The sequence below is a fragment of the Alphaproteobacteria bacterium US3C007 genome (assembly GCA_034423775.1).
GTDB classification, from domain to species: domain Bacteria; phylum Pseudomonadota; class Alphaproteobacteria; order Rhodobacterales; family Rhodobacteraceae; genus Thalassovivens; species Thalassovivens spotae.
The window spans coordinates 980,196-995,198 of sequence record CP139918.1 but is presented as its reverse complement, the minus strand read 5'-3'; the positions used below and the strand labels follow the sequence as shown (position 1 = coordinate 995,198).

Here is a 15,003-nt window from a genome sequence, read left to right as displayed (position 1 = left end):
CTACAGATCCCCCATGATTTTTCCGTTAAATCCAAACACCCGCCTGTCGCCCGCTATTTTGATAAGGCTGACCGCGCGTTTTTGCCCGGGTTCAAAGCGCACAGCGGTTCCTGCAGCGATATTCAAACGCTGCCCATGCGCCGCGCTGCGGTCAAATTCAAGTGCGGGATTGGTTTCGGCAAAATGGTAATGGCTGCCCACTTGAACGGGCCGGTCGCCCGTATTTGCGACCAGCAATTCGATCGCCTCACGGCCCTCATTCAAGATAATATCGCCCGCGGCGCAGATCAGTTCGCCCGGTTTCATAGGTCGGCCTTTCGGGTCCGCTTTATAAGCACCACGCTAGAGAAAATAAGAACGATCCCCGCCAAAACGGGGGCTGCCAGTTCAGGCAATGTGCCGCTCTGCGCGCCATGGGGTAAAATATGCGGATGCGCGAAGGCGGGGGCCGCACTAAAAGTGCAGAGTAAACGGAGCGTTGTTTTCATTTTAATATCCTATCGAATTGGGTTGTGAACGGTCACAAGCTTAGTGCCATCTGGAAACGTTGCTTCCACTTGTACTTCGGGGATCATATCGGGCACGCCCTCCATACAATCGCTGCGGGCAATGATGCTGGCGCCAAATTGCATCATATCTGAAACGCTGCGCCCGTCGCGCGCGCCCTCGACAACGGCATCGCAAATCAGCGCTATCGCTTCGGGATGGTTGAGCTTTACCCCACGTAACAGGCGCTTGCGCGCAACTTCTGCCGCCATCGCGATCAGCAGCTTATCTTTTTCCCTTGGGGTTAATTGCATTTATAATCTCCAACATTTTGGCAGGGTGTTTTGCGTTAGGCGATCCAAGATCGGCAGTATGATTTGGCGCAGCGCATAGCCGTCATGCGCCAAAACACGCAGCGCGCAAAGATCAGGAGCGATGAGGCTGCATCCTGAAGTGTCGTTGAGCTGGGTTTGGATGGCGCGGCAAAGGCGCGCTGCATCGGGCGCACGGTAGAGTATGTTGGCCATGGCACCGAGACCGGCGGCAACCGCGGGGCGGGCAAGTGTCGCTGTAATATCACCAGATAGCAGCGCCACATCGCGATAGACCAAGGCTTCATCAACCCAAAGCTCGACCTGATCGCGCAAAAACCCAGAAATCTGCGTTTCGCCCATCGCATGACGGCCGAAGATAACCGGCTCAACCATCAACAGCTTCGCGCTGTGATGCATGCGGATGGTTAAGCGGCGGCTCAACCCCCCCTTATCATAAAAAAGAGTTTCTTGAGGCACCCAGTTTAATGAGGCTTCTGGGGCAATGCTAAGCGTGGTTTCAACGCGCCCTATGCTATCGGGTTGAGCTTTATAAATCCGCTCGCAGGCTTGGGTTGTCAGCGTGAGATGCGCCTGTGGTTCGGCTTTTGCGTTAAAGGATAAATGATCGCCGCCCGTTATGCCGCCCGATGTATTGATCAAAACCGCTTCCAGATGTTCCGGTTGGTTGGGAAACAAAGCTTTCAGGCAGCCGTTTTGATACAGATCTTTCAAACGGCTTGACCCATCCACCGCTTGCGCCGTGACAGCGAGGCTGCCGATTGCGCGCGGGGTATTGATAACAGAGTTGTCCAATAGGTCTTTCATCGCGATCCTCAATTGCGCAGGCGCCATGTCTTTGCACCTGCGCTTTCTTGCGGGTTTGACGCAGAAAATCCAAACATATGCAGAAGGTTTCAAGGAATTCGGTTAGTTTTCGATTATTTATTAATCATTTAAGAAGGCGATGATTAATTTATAGTCGAAAACTTTTGTTTTTTGTTTTTTTTGCCCGCGTGCCTTGAGCTTTCCACCTGCGCTCGGCACGACTTTATCACCGGCTTGGCACAGAGCGGCCATGTGACGGTAACGGCGTGTGACGACCGATCGAATTGCAGCTCGGAACGATCGCCACACAAATTGCAACATTAGTTGCAGGCGAGACTCTAGGTGGTGGCCTCCCACAATACAAGCCACTCTGCGGTTTTGTCTGCGAGGAGACTTAAATGAAAAATTTAAAAAATTCTTTGGCTGGCGGCGTTCTTTTTAGCGCGCTGCTTAGCTCTGCTGTGGTCGCTGATACGATTAAAGTGGGTGTTCTACATTCCTTATCGGGCACGATGGCAATTTCAGAAACAACGTTGAAAGACACGATGTTGATGCTGATCGAGGAGCAAAATGCCAAGGGTGGTGTACTGGGCAAGCAATTGGAGGCAGTTGTGGTTGATCCTGCCTCAGATTGGCCCTTATTCGCTGAAAAAGCGCGGGAATTGCTGACTGTGCATGAGGTAGATGTGATGTTTGGCAATTGGACAAGCGTGTCGCGCAAATCCGTTTTGCCGGTGATTGAAGAGTTGAACGGCTTGCTGTTCTATCCGGTTCAATATGAGGGCGAAGAAAGCTCGAAAAACGTCTTTTACACTGGCGCGGCGCCCAATCAACAAGCCATACCAGCAACGGATTACTTCCTCGAAGAGCTGGGCGTTGAAAAATTCGCCTTGTTGGGCACTGATTATGTATATCCGCGCACAACCAACAATATTTTGGAAAGTTATCTGATCTCAAAAGATATCGCGGCAGAGGATATCTTTGTAAATTACACGCCCTTTGGCCATTCTGATTGGTCCAAAATCGTGGCTGACGTAGTGGCTTTAGGCGCCGATGGCAAAAAAGTTGGGGTGATTTCCACGATTAATGGCGATGCAAATATTGGCTTTTACAAGGAATTAGCAGCCGCAGGTATTTCGGCAGATGACATTCCGGTGGTTGCATTTTCGGTGGGGGAAGAAGAACTTTCTGGATTAGACACAAGCAATCTTGTGGGTCATCTGGCTGCGTGGAATTATTTCCAGTCAGCGGATGTAGGGGCTAATACCGAGTGGGTTGCCGCTTGGAAAGCACGTATGGGCGATGAGCGGGTAACGAATGACCCCATGGAAGCGCATTATATCGGGTTTAATATGTGGGTGAACGCGGTTGAAGCTGCGGGCAGTTCAGAGGTTGATGCGGTGCGCGCCAAAATGTACGGCCAAACATTTCCCAACTTGACCGGCGGAATGGCTGAAATGCTGCCCAACCATCATTTGTCAAAGCCGGTATTGATCGGTGAAATCCAAGCGGATGGTCAGTTTGATATCATCAGCCAAACCAGCGAAGTTCCCGGCGATGCTTGGACAGATTTTCTGCCTGAATCCGCTGTTTTGGTGTCTGACTGGCCAGGCCTAGAATGCGGAATGTACAACACGCAAACCAAATCCTGCGTTCAAATCGGTTCAAATTATTAATCCGTTTGATGGAAATTGTTGGAGGGCAGTCTTGCCCTTCAACCCGTACAAGGCGTGAAAAGTATGAGAGTTTTAGCGGCTGCGCTTTTTGCGTGTTGGGTGATCTGCTCCGAGGCCACGTTGAGCGCACAAAGCTTGTCAGAAATTGTCAGCACCCATAGCCAAGCGATAGCAAAAAGCTCGCGTAAAACGATCCAGCCAGCGATCGATGCGCTTGTCGCAAGCAAATTACCAAATGTAGAATTTATGTTGGTGCAATGGCGCGCCAAAGCCTTATGGCTGAATAAAAGCACCAACGCGATCATCGCCGTTCAAGATAAACGGATGATTGATCTTGATACGCAATCCGATCTTGGGCCGTTTGAAAAGGCCGGGTTTAAGCAGATCAAACCCAATAGCGGCGTGCGCAATTTAATCTCCGGGGCTTTGGTGGCGTTTCAATTGAATGCGCCGGATATTGCTATGCGCAAAGCCGCCTTAGCGTCTATACGCAGAAATGAAGATCCGGCCTATTTACCCTTGCTCGAACAATCGCTGGAGCTAGAAACAGATCCCGCCCTAGTGGCAGAAAAGCAGCAGTTGGTGCATTTGTTAACGCTGAAATACGGCCAATCTGTTGAGGTGCGGCTTACGGCAATTGCGGCAATTGGCGGCTCGTTGGATGTTGAGGTACGCGGTGCGCTTAACCCTCTATTAGCGACCCGGCGTACCTATGCAACTGCGCTGCCGGATGACGCTAATATCGCAAAAGTTTTGGTGCCGGGTCAGAATGGTTTCTCAACCCAAAAGGCCTATCAATTGCTGGTGGCGGGCGGTGAGGCTGCCGCGCAGCCTTCTTTAGAGCAAATCAAGCAAGCGTTGATTGACAATATTGACGGGGGTCGTATTGGCGGCGTTCCAATCGCTCAATTAGACGATCCAGCCGCCCGCATGAAGGCCTATGGGGCTTTGGCGCAAGCTGGCTTGGTGCCGGCGCAAATCAGTCAAAGCGCGATTGATGCGACCGTGTCAAATTTTAGCTTCTTTGATCAATATCTTGAGCCTGATCCGCAAATCACTGCAGCGGCGCAAGCGGCGCTGAAAGCGATTTCATATCGGGTGAGTTTGTCGAACATGATTGATATCCTTCTAGACGCGATCTCGCTGGCTTCGATTTATTTTTTGGCAGCTATAGGATTGGCGATCACCTTTGGTGTGATGGGCGTTATCAATATGGCGCATGGCGAATTTATCATGATGGGCGCTTATACGGGCTATGTATTGCAACAAATCGTGCCAGATGAAACTTTGTCAATTTTACTGGCGGTTCCAACCGCTTTTGCAGTGACTTTTTGTGCCGGTGTTGTCATGGAGCGCTTGGTTATCCGGTGGTTGTATAACCGCCCCCTTGAAACGCTTTTGGCGACCTTTGGAATTTCGATTGCCCTCCAACAAATGGCCAAAAATATATTTGGAACGCAAGCACGCCCGCTGACCTCACCCGATTGGCTGGGGGGGGCCTGGATGATCAATGATGTGGTGTCCATCAGCTTTATTCGCATTGCCATTTTCGTTCTGGCACTGATTTTTCTGGCGTTGTTCCTGTTTATTATGAAACGCACCCGCCTAGGGTTGGAAACCCGCGCGGTGACGCAGAATTCGCAAATGGCCGCTTTGATGGGGATTAATCCAGATCGGGTGAATATGTTAACCTTCGGGTTAGGCTCTGGGATTGCAGGCATTGCCGGTGTGGCGATCGGCCTTTACGCCAAAGTCACCTCTGAGATGGGCAATGATTACATCGTGCAAAGCTTTATGACCGTGGTTGTAGGCGGCGTTGGGAATATTTGGGGCAGCCTTGCAGGCGCGGCGATGGTGGGCTTTTTGCAAAAGGGCATTGAATGGTTCAACCCGTCCAATACATTGGCGGCGCAGACCTACATGATCCTATTTATTATCATTTTTATCCAGTTCCGTCCGCGGGGTATCATCGCGCTTAAAGGGCGCGCAGCAGGAGATTGAGGTAGGTATATGACCAGTTTTAAAATCCCGCCTTCGGCGTTGATCTTCCTATCAGGCTTGGCCATTTTTACGATTATCGTTTCCGTTTTATCTGAGGGAATGGGGGGGGGCGTAATTTCGACCTCCTTCATCAAAACCATCGGCAAAACATTGTGTTTGTGCCTAGCGGCTATCGCGATGGATTTGGTTTGGGGGTATTGTGGCATATTATCCTTGGGGCATTTCGCCTTTTTTGGGTTGGGTGGCTATATGATTGGCATGTGGCTGATGTATGCGCGCACCGAAACCATTGTGGCCACATCGATGGCGCAAGCGGAAATTCCGCCCACCCCGCAAGAGGTGATTGAGGGGGTCGGCACGCAAATTTTTGGGGTGGTGGGCAGCAGCGAATTTCCGATGATTTGGGCCGTTGCGGATAGCCTTTTTTTGCAGCTCATCTTGGTGGTGGCCCTGCCTGGCGCTTTGGCCTTTTTGTTTGGATGGTTGGCGTTCCGGTCGCGGGTAACGGGCGTTTATCTGTCAATTTTGACTCAAGCTTTCACTTTGGCGCTGTCATTATACCTGTTTCAAAATGAAAGCGGCTTGCGCGGCAATAACGGCTTATCGGGTTTGCAAAACCTGCCTTATGTGAGCGCAGGCCAAGATCAGGTGGCTTTGTGGTTTCTCTGGGGCTCGGCGGCAGCGCTTGGGGGGGGCTATCTTCTTATCAGCTTCATTGTGGGTGGAAAATTTGGATCGGTTATTCGGGCCATTCGCGATAATGAGGCGCGCGTGCGGTTTCTCGGTTATCAAGTTGAACATTATAAACTTGCTATTTTCACCGTAACGGCCTGCATCGCGGGCATTGCTGGGGCGCTGTATTATCCGCAAGCCGGTATCGTAAACCCGGCAGAAATGGCCCCGATTGCTTCAATTTATCTGGCCGTTTGGGTGGCGATTGGCGGACGCGGGCGCATTTATGGTGCGGTAATCGGGGCGGCGTTTGTCAGCCTGTTATCCACATGGTTTACCGGTGGGCAGGCCCCGGATCTATCGCTTGGGTTTGGTGTGATCAAATGGGTGGATTGGTGGCAAGTTTTGCTGGGTGTGTCTTTTGTGCTGGTAACGCTATTCGCGCCAAAGGGGATCGGTGGCCTGTTCGATTTAAACTTTATGAAAAGGCGCTGAGGATGAGCTCGCTTTTAGAAGTGTCTGGCGTTTCGGTCAGCTTTGATGGTTTCAAAGCCATTAACAACCTGTCTTTTCAGATCGGAGCGGCAGAGTTGCGGGCAATTATTGGCCCCAATGGAGCTGGCAAAACCACCTTTATGGATATTGTCACGGGCAAGACGCGCCCCGATACGGGGGTTGTGAAATGGGGCGATAAAAGCATTGATTTATTGTCTTTGGATGAAGCACAGATTGCGCAAGCAGGGGTGGGGCGTAAATTTCAGAAACCTACCGTGTTTGAAGATCAAACAGTCTTTGAAAACCTATTATTGGCGTTGAAAAACCACCGCAATGTGTTCCGCGTGTTGTTCTATAAGCGCCGTAAGTCTGATCACCAAAAAGTGGAGGATTTGGCGCGTGATATCTCGCTTGATAACGCATTGCACCGTTTGGCAGGCGAGCTGAGCCATGGCCAGAAACAATGGCTCGAGATTGGCATGTTACTGGCGCAGGATCCAAAACTGTTGCTGGTGGATGAACCGGCGGCCGGTATGACTGCAACCGAGCGCGAAAAGACAACGGCGATGCTGGTCAATGCCGCAAAAACCCGCGCTGTGGTGGTTGTGGAGCATGATATGGAATTTGTCAGGCGGCTTGAATGCAAAGTGACGGTTTTACATGAAGGCGCGGTGCTGGCGGAGGGGCGGTTAGATCACGTGACCGCCAATCAAGACGTGCTGGATGTATATTTAGGAAGGTAAGCGATGCTTGAGACCTCAAAAATCAATCTGTTTTATGGGAAGTCGCAAATCCTTTATGATATCGATTTGGAGGCTCAAAAAGGCCAGGTAACCTGCGTTTTGGGAACAAATGGTGTGGGCAAAACCAGTTTGATGCGGGCCATATCGGGCGCGCATGCGGTGGCGGCTGGCCATATTCAATTGGATGGGCAGGATTTAACCCGTTTGACCCCCTTTAAACGCGCCCAATCTGGGGTGGCCTATGTGCCACAGGGCCGCGATATTTTTCCATTGCTGAGCGTCGAAGAAAACCTACAGACCGGTTATTCTTGTTTGCCGCCCAAAGATCAACAAATCCCCGATCATATTTACGAAATGTTTCCAGTTTTAAAGAAAATGAAAGCGCGCAAGGGGGGCGATCTATCGGGCGGCCAGCAACAGCAATTGGCGATTGCCCGCGCGTTGATTACCCGTCCCAAATTGCTGATTTTAGATGAACCGACCGAAGGCATACAGCCCAATATTATCAGCCAAATCGGTGAGGTGATTGAACTGCTGAAACAACAGGGAGATATGGCGATCATTTTGGTGGAGCAATATTTTGATTTTGCCTTCAGTCTTGCAGACCGATTTTATACGTTAAAACGCGGCCGGGTGACCATGGCGGCTAAAAAATCTGAGGTCACGCGCAAGGATGTGTTGGCAAATGTCACCGTGTAATGCCAGCTGGGCTAAGCCTTGCTTTGCTTAAAGCGCTTGAGGGCTTGAACAAGGAACCGGATTGGCCAAATACGCCGGGGGCGGTTTATCTGCGAATGCCCAAGCCAGCCCCCTGCGCGGCTTATAAAGCCTCTGCCCGCGCTGCGTAAAAACCCAGTGGACATTTCTACAACTTACTTGGGCTGAAAAGCGCCCTATGAGCGTGGTCGAACACCGCCAAACAGGACGCCTTAATGCAAGCTTCGTAATTTTTCCCCCAATTTCTTTGTTAATCGTGGCATCGCTTTTCTCGGCACGCCTGAAAAGCCTAACACCAGCGCCGATCTTTGGATTGGCTCGCTGCAATAAACCGATAATGGAAGCGAATCGATACCATGCGCAAGCAGGGCTTTATGGGCTGTTTGATCTTCGATCCCATGTTTTAAATCTGCTAAAATATGCATTCCTGCATCGCTTTGCTGCGGGATCAGGCTGTCCGAGCAGTTTTCAAGAAGGCAATTTAGTAACATGTCTCGACGGTCGCGATAGAGCCGGCGCATCTTGCGAATATGTTCGGCAAACCGGCCTTCATTTATAAATTGTGAAAGTGCCTGTTCGGTTAATGGCGAAGAACTTTGGCCCAAAATGTTTCGTGTGTGCGCGAAGGTTTCTCGCAACCAATGGGGGATCACCACATAGCCCAGGCGCACGGCTGAACAGAGTGATTTTGAAAATGTGCCGACATATAAAACCCGGCCATTTTTATCCAAAGCGCTCAGCGCTGGTAGCGGGCGGCCCCGATAGCGAAATTCGCTGTCATAATCATCTTCAATGATCCAAGCATTATTGTCGACGGCGTATTTCAGCAGTGCTAAACGCCGCCGCAATGACATCGTAATACCCAAAGGTTGCTGATGTGAGGGCGTGGTGAAAATAAGCGCAGGTTTTGCATAGCGGGCAATGGCATGGCTTAAATCCAACCCCTCTTTATCGATTGGAATCGGTGCAATAGTCGCCCCGACCAAAGACATGATATCGCGTCCCGCTATATGACCGGGGTTTTCATACCAAACCGTGTCACTTACTTTTAACAAGATAAGCGAAATCAACACAAAGGCCTGTTGGGCGCCAGATGTGATGATGATCTGCTCATGATCCACTTGCATACCGCGCGAATCTGCAAGATGCGAGGCGATAGATTTCCTAAGACTTTCAGATCCATAAAATTCGCCATAACTTAAATTGCGCCGGTCCTCTTGGCTCAGCGCCGCAGCCATATATTTGTTCCAGCGCTTTATCGGAAATTTATCCAAGGCGGGCACGCCGGGCCGAAACGCGAGGGTTGAGCCAAACCGGGCACTGGCTTTGGATTCATTTATCTTTTCGGCAATTTCAGAAAACTGTTGCGCTTGTAGCGCTGGGCCGGTTTTCTCATACTGCTGCGACAGTGGCTTTTCAGGGATCAAGCCTTCGGAAACAAACGTGCCGGCACCCGTTTTAGCTTCTGCATAGCCTTCCGAAATCAATTGTTCGTAAACGGTTTTTACGGTGATGCGCGAAACGCCCAGTTCTTCGGCCAATTCGCGGGTGGATGGAAGTTTTTGTTTGGAAGGCAAGCTGCCCTCTAAGATCAGACGCCTGAGAAAGTTTTCGAGCTGTCGATAGATCGGCGTTGTCGACCCTTTGTCGATTTGCAGCGTTGCCAATAACGCCCCTTTTGCTGATTTTACCATATTTCTTTCCTATTGGGTATATAAATTCCTCTAAATTGGGTCTGTTCGCAAGTCCCAATTTCTGCATAAATGGCGGAAAAAATAAAGTGCCGGCGCGTTTTAAGCCCAGCACGCAAAGCAGGCGGATTAATGTTAACCCCAGAAAGGCAGGTTTAACCTGATGATAAGTGCTAGGCTTTTTCGGCGAACAAAAGAACTTGAGTCGCAGGTAGATAAGTTTTTTGATCAATTGTCGGAAGCTGCTGTCATCTATCGGCTGGCCGTCCGCGGGTATTTACGCGCTGGTGTTTCAGAAGAATTTACCGCGCGTCTAGAGCATGTTTGCGCGAAAGAAACAGAGGCAGATAGTTTAAGGCGGCAGATCGAACATGCGCTTTATACGAACTTGCTGATACCAGATTCGCGCGGTGACGTTTTGGGGTTGATCGAAACCGCCGATGAAATCCTTTCGCTGTTCAAAAGTTCTCTTTGGGCTTTTGAAGTGGAAACTCCGGAGATTCATAAAGATTTAAATGCCGGGTATAGACGGTTAACGAATATGGTTGTGAAATCGGTTGATGAATTGGCCGCCGGGTGCCGGGTATTCTTTCGATCACCGCATTTGGTGTCGAGCTATAATGCTAAGGTTACGCTGTATGAAAAAGAAGCCGATAAAATTAGTTATGCTTTGAAAAAACAAATTTTTTCTTCAGAGTTAGGGCTTTCTGAGAAAATACACTTAAGAGAATTTGTGGATCACATTGATGCCATCGCGGATCAGGCCGAGGATGTGGCAGACCGGTTGACGATTTACGCGGTTAAAAGACAAAGCTGATGCTGTTTGACCCTCTTGTTCTTTTGTTTCTATCAAGCGGTTTGTTTTTGGGCTGGGCGCTTGGTGCAAATGATGCAGCTAATGTGTTTGGCACAGCGGTTGGCACCAAAATGCTCAGCTGGCGGTCTGCGGCGATCATTTGCTCATTATTTGTTGTCCTTGGTGCGGTAATTTCCGGGGCGGGCACAACCCATACGCTCGGGAAATTAGGCGCTATTTCTGCTTTGCCCGGCGCCTTCATGACGGCGTTATCAGCGGCACTTGCGGTGTTTTCGATGACCCGTGCCGGTTTGCCCGTTTCCACATCCCAGGCGATTGTGGGCGCTATTATAGGGTGGAATTTCTTTTCGAATAATCCCACCGATAGCGTGGTTTTAACAAAAATACTAAGCACTTGGATCATTTGCCCGATTTTATCGGGGGTAATTGCGATCATTCTCATAAAAGCGTTTAAATTCTGCGCAAAACGCCTGTCGGTTCATATGGTTTTTGCGGATGCGTATAAGCGCATTGCGTTGATCCTTGCCGGCGCATTGGGTGCCTATTCTTTGGGTGCGAATAATATCGCAAATGTGGTTGGAGTGTTCATACCCGTACAACCGATACCCCCTTTGACGATTGGTACATTTGTGTTCAGCTCGGGGCAGCAGCTTTTGCTTTTAGGGGGATTGGCGATCGCGCTTGGCGTGTTTACCTATTCTAAAAAAGTTATGATGACGGTTGGAGACCAGCTTGGCAATCTGTCTGCGACAGCCGCGCTGATCGCGGTGATTTCGCATTCGGTTGTACTGTTTATATTTGCATCACGCGGCCTAGAAGCTTGGCTGTCCAATATGGGGTTACCAACAATTCCCTTGGTGCCGGTTTCAAGCTCTCAGGCGCTGGTGGGGGCGGTGGTTGGTATTTCGATTCTGCAGGGTTTATCCGCCATTCGATGGATGGTTCTTGGAAAGATTGTTTTTGGCTGGATCGTAACGCCCATTCTAGCTTGTTTCGTTTGTTTCATGGGTCTTTTCTTTCTTCAAAACGTTTTTGGTCTTACTGTTTTATAACAAAAATCCCTCTATATTGGATCTATTGAATTTTTTATAATGGGTCTATTTGATGTGCCCACTCTTATGCTTACTAAGGTGAAGTTAAGCCGCAGTCGCGGCTTTCAATATAGGTTGACCGGATCTTAAGCAGGCGGAGAAATGTAATGGATTTAGACGCATATTCTTATCCGCAGGGGCTAACGCTTTTGCAGCGCTGGCAGGCTGGGGAGGCAGCGGCGAAGACAGAAATTAAAGATGTGTTTGACGCTGCAATCGCGGGGGAGTTTGATCAAAATTTTTCAATCCTCGCCCCCACAGATGAGGTGCATGCCACCGCGTCGGTGCATATGCTCGCCTTGGCGATTTTGCATGATATCTATGGGATTAGAGCCGCCGAGTATTACAAAACGGATCCCTATCGTTATGTGCGCGCCAATTTAACCGTTTCGCGGCTTTTAGGCGTTAATAAATTATATATTACATGGGCGCTTTACGCGTTTTCCTGCGAGGTTCTTGGGCAGAAAATGATGTATCCGGATAAATTTCCGCCCGGATCTGATCCGGATCATGCCTTGATCAACAAAGACAATTGTTTTGAGTTGGAAACGCCCGATTTTAACTCTGGGATTCCCAAAATAATTGATGATATTTTGCGCGTTACCGAAGAGCTAACCGGGATGGAGCCGCTGTTGCAGATTTCAGCGCCTTATAGTCTGGCGGCGGATATTTATGGTCAAGAGCCGCTTTTGGCGGATGTTTTACACGATCCCGATCATGTCAATAAGTTGTTAGATCATTTGGCTGACAAGGTGCTGGTGCCGTGGATTGAGCATCATTTTTCTGTATTTCCAAATGGCTGGGTTGAGCTTTCCGATGCGTCCGGCTCGCCCTTTTTTATCGGACCTGAAAATTGCAAAACAATGTCGATCCGATCCATTCAGCGGATGGATAACGGCGATCTCTGGGGGGGGCGGGTTTTTGATTGTAATTATCGCGGCGATTATGTTGCTAATGTCAAAAATAAAGTGCGCAGTTCGCGGCGGCAGAGCAAGCAGCAAGTGGCCACAGCCAAAGTTGATTTGAATGAATTGACGGATATAAAGGTCAGCGTCTGTCAGAAATTTATGATGCGCCTTGAAGCGGATAAAGTCGATGTTTCCTTTTACCGGGATCAAGCGCTGGCGCGCAACATTCCGCTGACAACTGGGATCGGGTCTTGTGAAGTTGACAGGAACAGCATCGATGATCTTGAACTCGCAAAAATAAATCTTGAAACCGCAGCGGGTGAGTATGTCGCGGCCATCAAGGCGGTATGCGAGGCCATTGATCTGCCCGAAAATAACTTCGTGGACCAGCCTTGGCCCAGCCATTTGTACTTTGAGGATTTAAATGGAGAAACCGAATTTGATCTGGTGCGGTTGATAATCGGGCAGGTTTTCGAATGCCCTAAACTGGCCCGAGCGATGATTTAAGCGGAGTTTATCCCAATGTATATTCCAAATTTTGATCAAAACCCCACTCAAAAAGTTGGCCGCCCTGCTGATGCGTCACAGCAGATGCGGCCGGTTGCAGAACGGGTTTATCAAAAATGTAAGATTATGATTCTGGTCGTTGATGGTGTTTCTTTAACCACCGTCGCGTCAATCATGGACCCTTTTATGCATGCCAATAAAATTCTTGGACGCGATAGGTTTGATCTCGAAAGGGTCTCTTTATTGGAGCAGGATCCGCTGACCACGGCGGGCATCCGTTTGGCCTGTGAAAAACCTTCAAACTGCGTTTTGGCCCATGGTGATGTGAAAAACCGGCCCGATTTTGTTATGCTTGCCTGCGGCCAAGAGGTTGATAAAACCTCTCAAAAAGCGCTGCAAACCTTTCTCAGAAAACTGGCGGCCACCTCTGTGCCGTTTGTGGCTTTGGGCGCTGCCAATGCCTTTGCTGTTACTACGGGTTTGATTAGAGCTGATAAATGCGTCGCACATTGGGAAACCATTGGGCTGCTTCGCGAAAATTTCCCGGCCATCGATTTTTTGAATGTTTTGTTCGAAACCTGCGAACGCGGCACAAGCTGCGCAGGAGAATTGGCTGCGCTTGATTTCGCCATTGCGTTTATAGAAAACCATTGTGGGTCAAGCATCGCGCAAAAAATCGGAAGCCATTTTCTGCTGCAAAGTCGGCGCAGCGGCAATGCGCTGCAATTGTTGAATGGCAGCGCGATGCTCTGCGCGAATGGGCGTATTCAAAAAGCGATTGCGATGATGGTTGAGAATATAGAACGCCCGATTGGCATGGATGAAATAGCAGATGAGCTAAACATTTCGACGCGACAGCTCGAACGGATTTTTGCGCGGTATGGGTTTGATTCTCCCGGTCGATATTTTAAAGAATTGCGGCTGGAGCGGGCGCGGCAATTGTTAGAGCAATCTGAACTTTCTTTGGCCGAGGTCTCACTGGCCTGTGGCTTTGAAAGCCAGAATAATTTCTCAAAAAGCTTTAAAAAACTTTTTGGCGTTTCGCCGCGTGATTTTAGAACCCCGCGTGGTGGGTTGAAATATTTACGGGAAAATATCTTCTAAATATCTCTCACGGTCTTGGGCTTATTTAACGCCGTACGAAATAATGATCGGCGGCTTTTTCATGTAATAACGTGTCCCGGCATATTTCCGAAAACCTTTCGATTAGCTTTGTGGGAATCGCCCGGTTAGTGATGGCGAGCCCGTATTGCGCAGGCGGCACGTCATCCGCCAAGGGAATATAGGCCAGCCCTGTGCCATTATAGGCCCTATTTGTGACAGGCCGCATGATCATAATCGCATAGCCTTCACCGGCACCCACCAAACTGCGCACCAATTCGTAGGATTTGGTTTGATGTCTGACTTTGGGGCGTAGATTATGCTGCGAAAAACACGATAAGAAATATTGCTGTGTCAGGGGTAAGTTTAAAGACACCATATCTTTTTCAACCAGCTCTTTAAGCGCAATTGATTTTTTTGATGCTAAGGGATCATTGCGCGCGATCATAACATAAGGTTTTTCTTCGATTAGGGTTTCAAACTCAATCGAGGGATTGGGAAACATATTATACGTCAAAGCAACGTCAATCGTGCCTTGTACCAATAACGTGTTTAATTCATCCAAATCCGCTTCATGAATTTGTAAAGAAATATCAAGCCCGCGGGTTTCCAAAGCCTGCAAAATGATTGGAATGATAAAGGCTGCGGTGGGGGTGAAGCATCCAAGTTGAATCGTGCCGCTGGAGTTTTTGCTCAGGTTTTTAGCCAAATCTTCAAATTCTTCGGCATTTTCGATAAGCCGTTTGGCTTGCGCGATAAACCGCCGCCCCACCGAGGTCAGCGCCAGTTTATTCGGTCGGTCTCGGATGAATATTTTCAATCCGTATTCTTGTTCTACCTTTTGAACCGCATTGCTCAATGCGGGTTGTGAAATTGCTATTTTTTCCGAAGCCGCTTGCACCCCACCATGATCGGCAACGGCCACTGCGTAACTCAGTTGTCTATAGGGTAACAATATA

General features: G+C 49.4%; 15 protein-coding genes. 9 read left to right on the top strand and 6 right to left on the bottom strand.

All coding sequences use genetic code 11. The annotated features are described in order from the left end of the window. Genes UM181_04945 through UM181_04930 form a run of 4 tightly spaced genes read right to left on the bottom strand, consistent with a single transcriptional unit; the run spans position 1 to position 1,652 of the window. A complete protein-coding gene (locus UM181_04945; GenBank protein WQC63953.1) occupies positions 1 to 306 on the bottom strand; it encodes an urease subunit beta in 306 nt (101 codons plus the stop codon). Then, positions 303 to 488, bottom strand: a complete 186-nt coding sequence (locus tag UM181_04940) for a hypothetical protein (GenBank protein WQC63952.1) — start codon at positions 486 to 488, stop codon at positions 303 to 305. Before UM181_04940 ends, UM181_04945 begins: the two co-directional genes overlap by 4 nt. A gap of 9 nt (positions 489 to 497) precedes the next feature. Beyond that, the gene (locus tag UM181_04935) at positions 498 to 800 is read right to left on the bottom strand and encodes an urease subunit gamma (protein WQC63951.1); all 303 of its coding nucleotides are present in this window, start codon (positions 798 to 800) and stop codon (positions 498 to 500) included. Next, positions 801 to 1,652: an urease accessory protein UreD gene (locus UM181_04930; GenBank protein WQC63950.1), complete on the bottom strand. Its 852-nt coding sequence runs from the start codon at positions 1,650 to 1,652 to the stop codon at positions 801 to 803. A 371-nt stretch (positions 1,653 to 2,023) separates the two neighbouring features. Here UM181_04930 and urtA point away from each other — a divergent pair, with 371 nt between their 5' ends. From urtA to urtE, 5 genes are all read left to right on the top strand, one after another. Further along, the gene (urtA, locus tag UM181_04925; GenBank protein WQC63949.1) at positions 2,024 to 3,301 is read left to right on the top strand and encodes an urea ABC transporter substrate-binding protein; all 1,278 of its coding nucleotides are present in this window, start codon (positions 2,024 to 2,026) and stop codon (positions 3,299 to 3,301) included. 63 nt (positions 3,302 to 3,364) lie between these two features. Continuing rightward, positions 3,365 to 5,302 (top strand): urea ABC transporter permease subunit UrtB, encoded by a 1,938-nt coding sequence (gene urtB, locus UM181_04920; protein ID WQC63948.1) that lies wholly within the window; start codon positions 3,365 to 3,367, stop codon positions 5,300 to 5,302. Positions 5,303 to 5,311: 9 nt separating this feature from the next. Continuing rightward, positions 5,312 to 6,469: an urea ABC transporter permease subunit UrtC gene (locus tag UM181_04915; protein WQC63947.1), complete on the top strand. Its 1,158-nt coding sequence runs from the start codon at positions 5,312 to 5,314 to the stop codon at positions 6,467 to 6,469. A 2-nt stretch (positions 6,470 to 6,471) separates the two neighbouring features. After that, positions 6,472 to 7,212 (top strand): urea ABC transporter ATP-binding protein UrtD, encoded by a 741-nt coding sequence (gene urtD, locus UM181_04910; GenBank protein ID WQC63946.1) that lies wholly within the window; start codon positions 6,472 to 6,474, stop codon positions 7,210 to 7,212. 3 nt (positions 7,213 to 7,215) lie between these two features. Continuing rightward, a complete protein-coding gene (gene urtE / locus UM181_04905; protein WQC63945.1) occupies positions 7,216 to 7,911 on the top strand; it encodes an urea ABC transporter ATP-binding subunit UrtE in 696 nt (231 codons plus the stop codon). 230 nt (positions 7,912 to 8,141) lie between these two features. Here the strand turns inward: urtE and UM181_04900 are convergent, their stop codons facing one another. Continuing rightward, positions 8,142 to 9,623 (bottom strand): PLP-dependent aminotransferase family protein, encoded by a 1,482-nt coding sequence (locus UM181_04900; GenBank protein ID WQC63944.1) that lies wholly within the window; start codon positions 9,621 to 9,623, stop codon positions 8,142 to 8,144. A 160-nt stretch (positions 9,624 to 9,783) separates the two neighbouring features. On the opposite strand from UM181_04900, the gene UM181_04895 reads away from it, so the two are divergent. The 4 genes from UM181_04895 to UM181_04880 all read left to right on the top strand — a co-directional run bounded on the left by UM181_04895 (position 9,784) and on the right by UM181_04880 (position 14,047). Then, complete coding sequence (locus tag UM181_04895; GenBank protein ID WQC63943.1) at positions 9,784 to 10,437, top strand: DUF47 family protein; 654 nt, start codon at positions 9,784 to 9,786, stop codon at positions 10,435 to 10,437. Beyond that, positions 10,437 to 11,489, top strand: coding sequence for an inorganic phosphate transporter (locus UM181_04890; protein WQC63942.1), 1,053 nt, complete (start codon positions 10,437 to 10,439; stop codon positions 11,487 to 11,489). Before UM181_04895 ends, UM181_04890 begins: the two co-directional genes overlap by 1 nt. A gap of 146 nt (positions 11,490 to 11,635) precedes the next feature. Next, a complete protein-coding gene (locus tag UM181_04885; protein ID WQC63941.1) occupies positions 11,636 to 12,943 on the top strand; it encodes a uroporphyrinogen decarboxylase family protein in 1,308 nt (435 codons plus the stop codon). Positions 12,944 to 12,958: 15 nt separating this feature from the next. After that, positions 12,959 to 14,047 carry a helix-turn-helix domain-containing protein gene (locus UM181_04880; GenBank protein WQC63940.1) on the top strand — a complete coding sequence of 363 codons (1,089 nt, stop codon included), beginning with the start codon at positions 12,959 to 12,961 and terminating at the stop codon, positions 14,045 to 14,047. Positions 14,048 to 14,072: 25 nt separating this feature from the next. Here UM181_04880 and UM181_04875 read toward each other — a convergent pair whose 3' ends face one another. Continuing rightward, on the bottom strand, positions 14,073 to 14,999 hold the full coding sequence (locus tag UM181_04875) for a LysR family transcriptional regulator (protein WQC63939.1): 927 nt from the start codon (positions 14,997 to 14,999) through the stop codon (positions 14,073 to 14,075). Between the last annotated feature and the right edge of the window lie 4 nt (positions 15,000 to 15,003).

What these genes read in the sequence shown, in the direction of transcription:
- UM181_04930 (WQC63950.1), bottom strand. Translation starts at nt 1,652, where the DNA reads ATGGCGCCTGCGCAATTGAGGATCGCGATGAAAGACCTATTGGACAAC.
- UM181_04880 (WQC63940.1), top strand. Translation starts at nt 12,959, where the DNA reads ATGTATATTCCAAATTTTGATCAAAACCCCACTCAAAAAGTTGGCCGC.
- urtA (WQC63949.1), top strand. Translation starts at nt 2,024, where the DNA reads ATGAAAAATTTAAAAAATTCTTTGGCTGGCGGCGTTCTTTTTAGCGCG.
- UM181_04890 (WQC63942.1), top strand. Translation starts at nt 10,437, where the DNA reads ATGCTGTTTGACCCTCTTGTTCTTTTGTTTCTATCAAGCGGTTTGTTT.
- UM181_04895 (WQC63943.1), top strand. Translation starts at nt 9,784, where the DNA reads ATGATAAGTGCTAGGCTTTTTCGGCGAACAAAAGAACTTGAGTCGCAG.
- UM181_04940 (WQC63952.1), bottom strand. Translation starts at nt 488, where the DNA reads ATGAAAACAACGCTCCGTTTACTCTGCACTTTTAGTGCGGCCCCCGCC.
- urtE (WQC63945.1), top strand. Translation starts at nt 7,216, where the DNA reads ATGCTTGAGACCTCAAAAATCAATCTGTTTTATGGGAAGTCGCAAATC.
- UM181_04935 (WQC63951.1), bottom strand. Translation starts at nt 800, where the DNA reads ATGCAATTAACCCCAAGGGAAAAAGATAAGCTGCTGATCGCGATGGCG.
- urtB (WQC63948.1), top strand. Translation starts at nt 3,365, where the DNA reads ATGAGAGTTTTAGCGGCTGCGCTTTTTGCGTGTTGGGTGATCTGCTCC.
- UM181_04885 (WQC63941.1), top strand. Translation starts at nt 11,636, where the DNA reads ATGGATTTAGACGCATATTCTTATCCGCAGGGGCTAACGCTTTTGCAG.
- urtD (WQC63946.1), top strand. Translation starts at nt 6,472, where the DNA reads ATGAGCTCGCTTTTAGAAGTGTCTGGCGTTTCGGTCAGCTTTGATGGT.
- UM181_04900 (WQC63944.1), bottom strand. Translation starts at nt 9,623, where the DNA reads ATGGTAAAATCAGCAAAAGGGGCGTTATTGGCAACGCTGCAAATCGAC.
- UM181_04915 (WQC63947.1), top strand. Translation starts at nt 5,312, where the DNA reads ATGACCAGTTTTAAAATCCCGCCTTCGGCGTTGATCTTCCTATCAGGC.
- UM181_04945 (WQC63953.1), bottom strand. Translation starts at nt 306, where the DNA reads ATGAAACCGGGCGAACTGATCTGCGCCGCGGGCGATATTATCTTGAAT.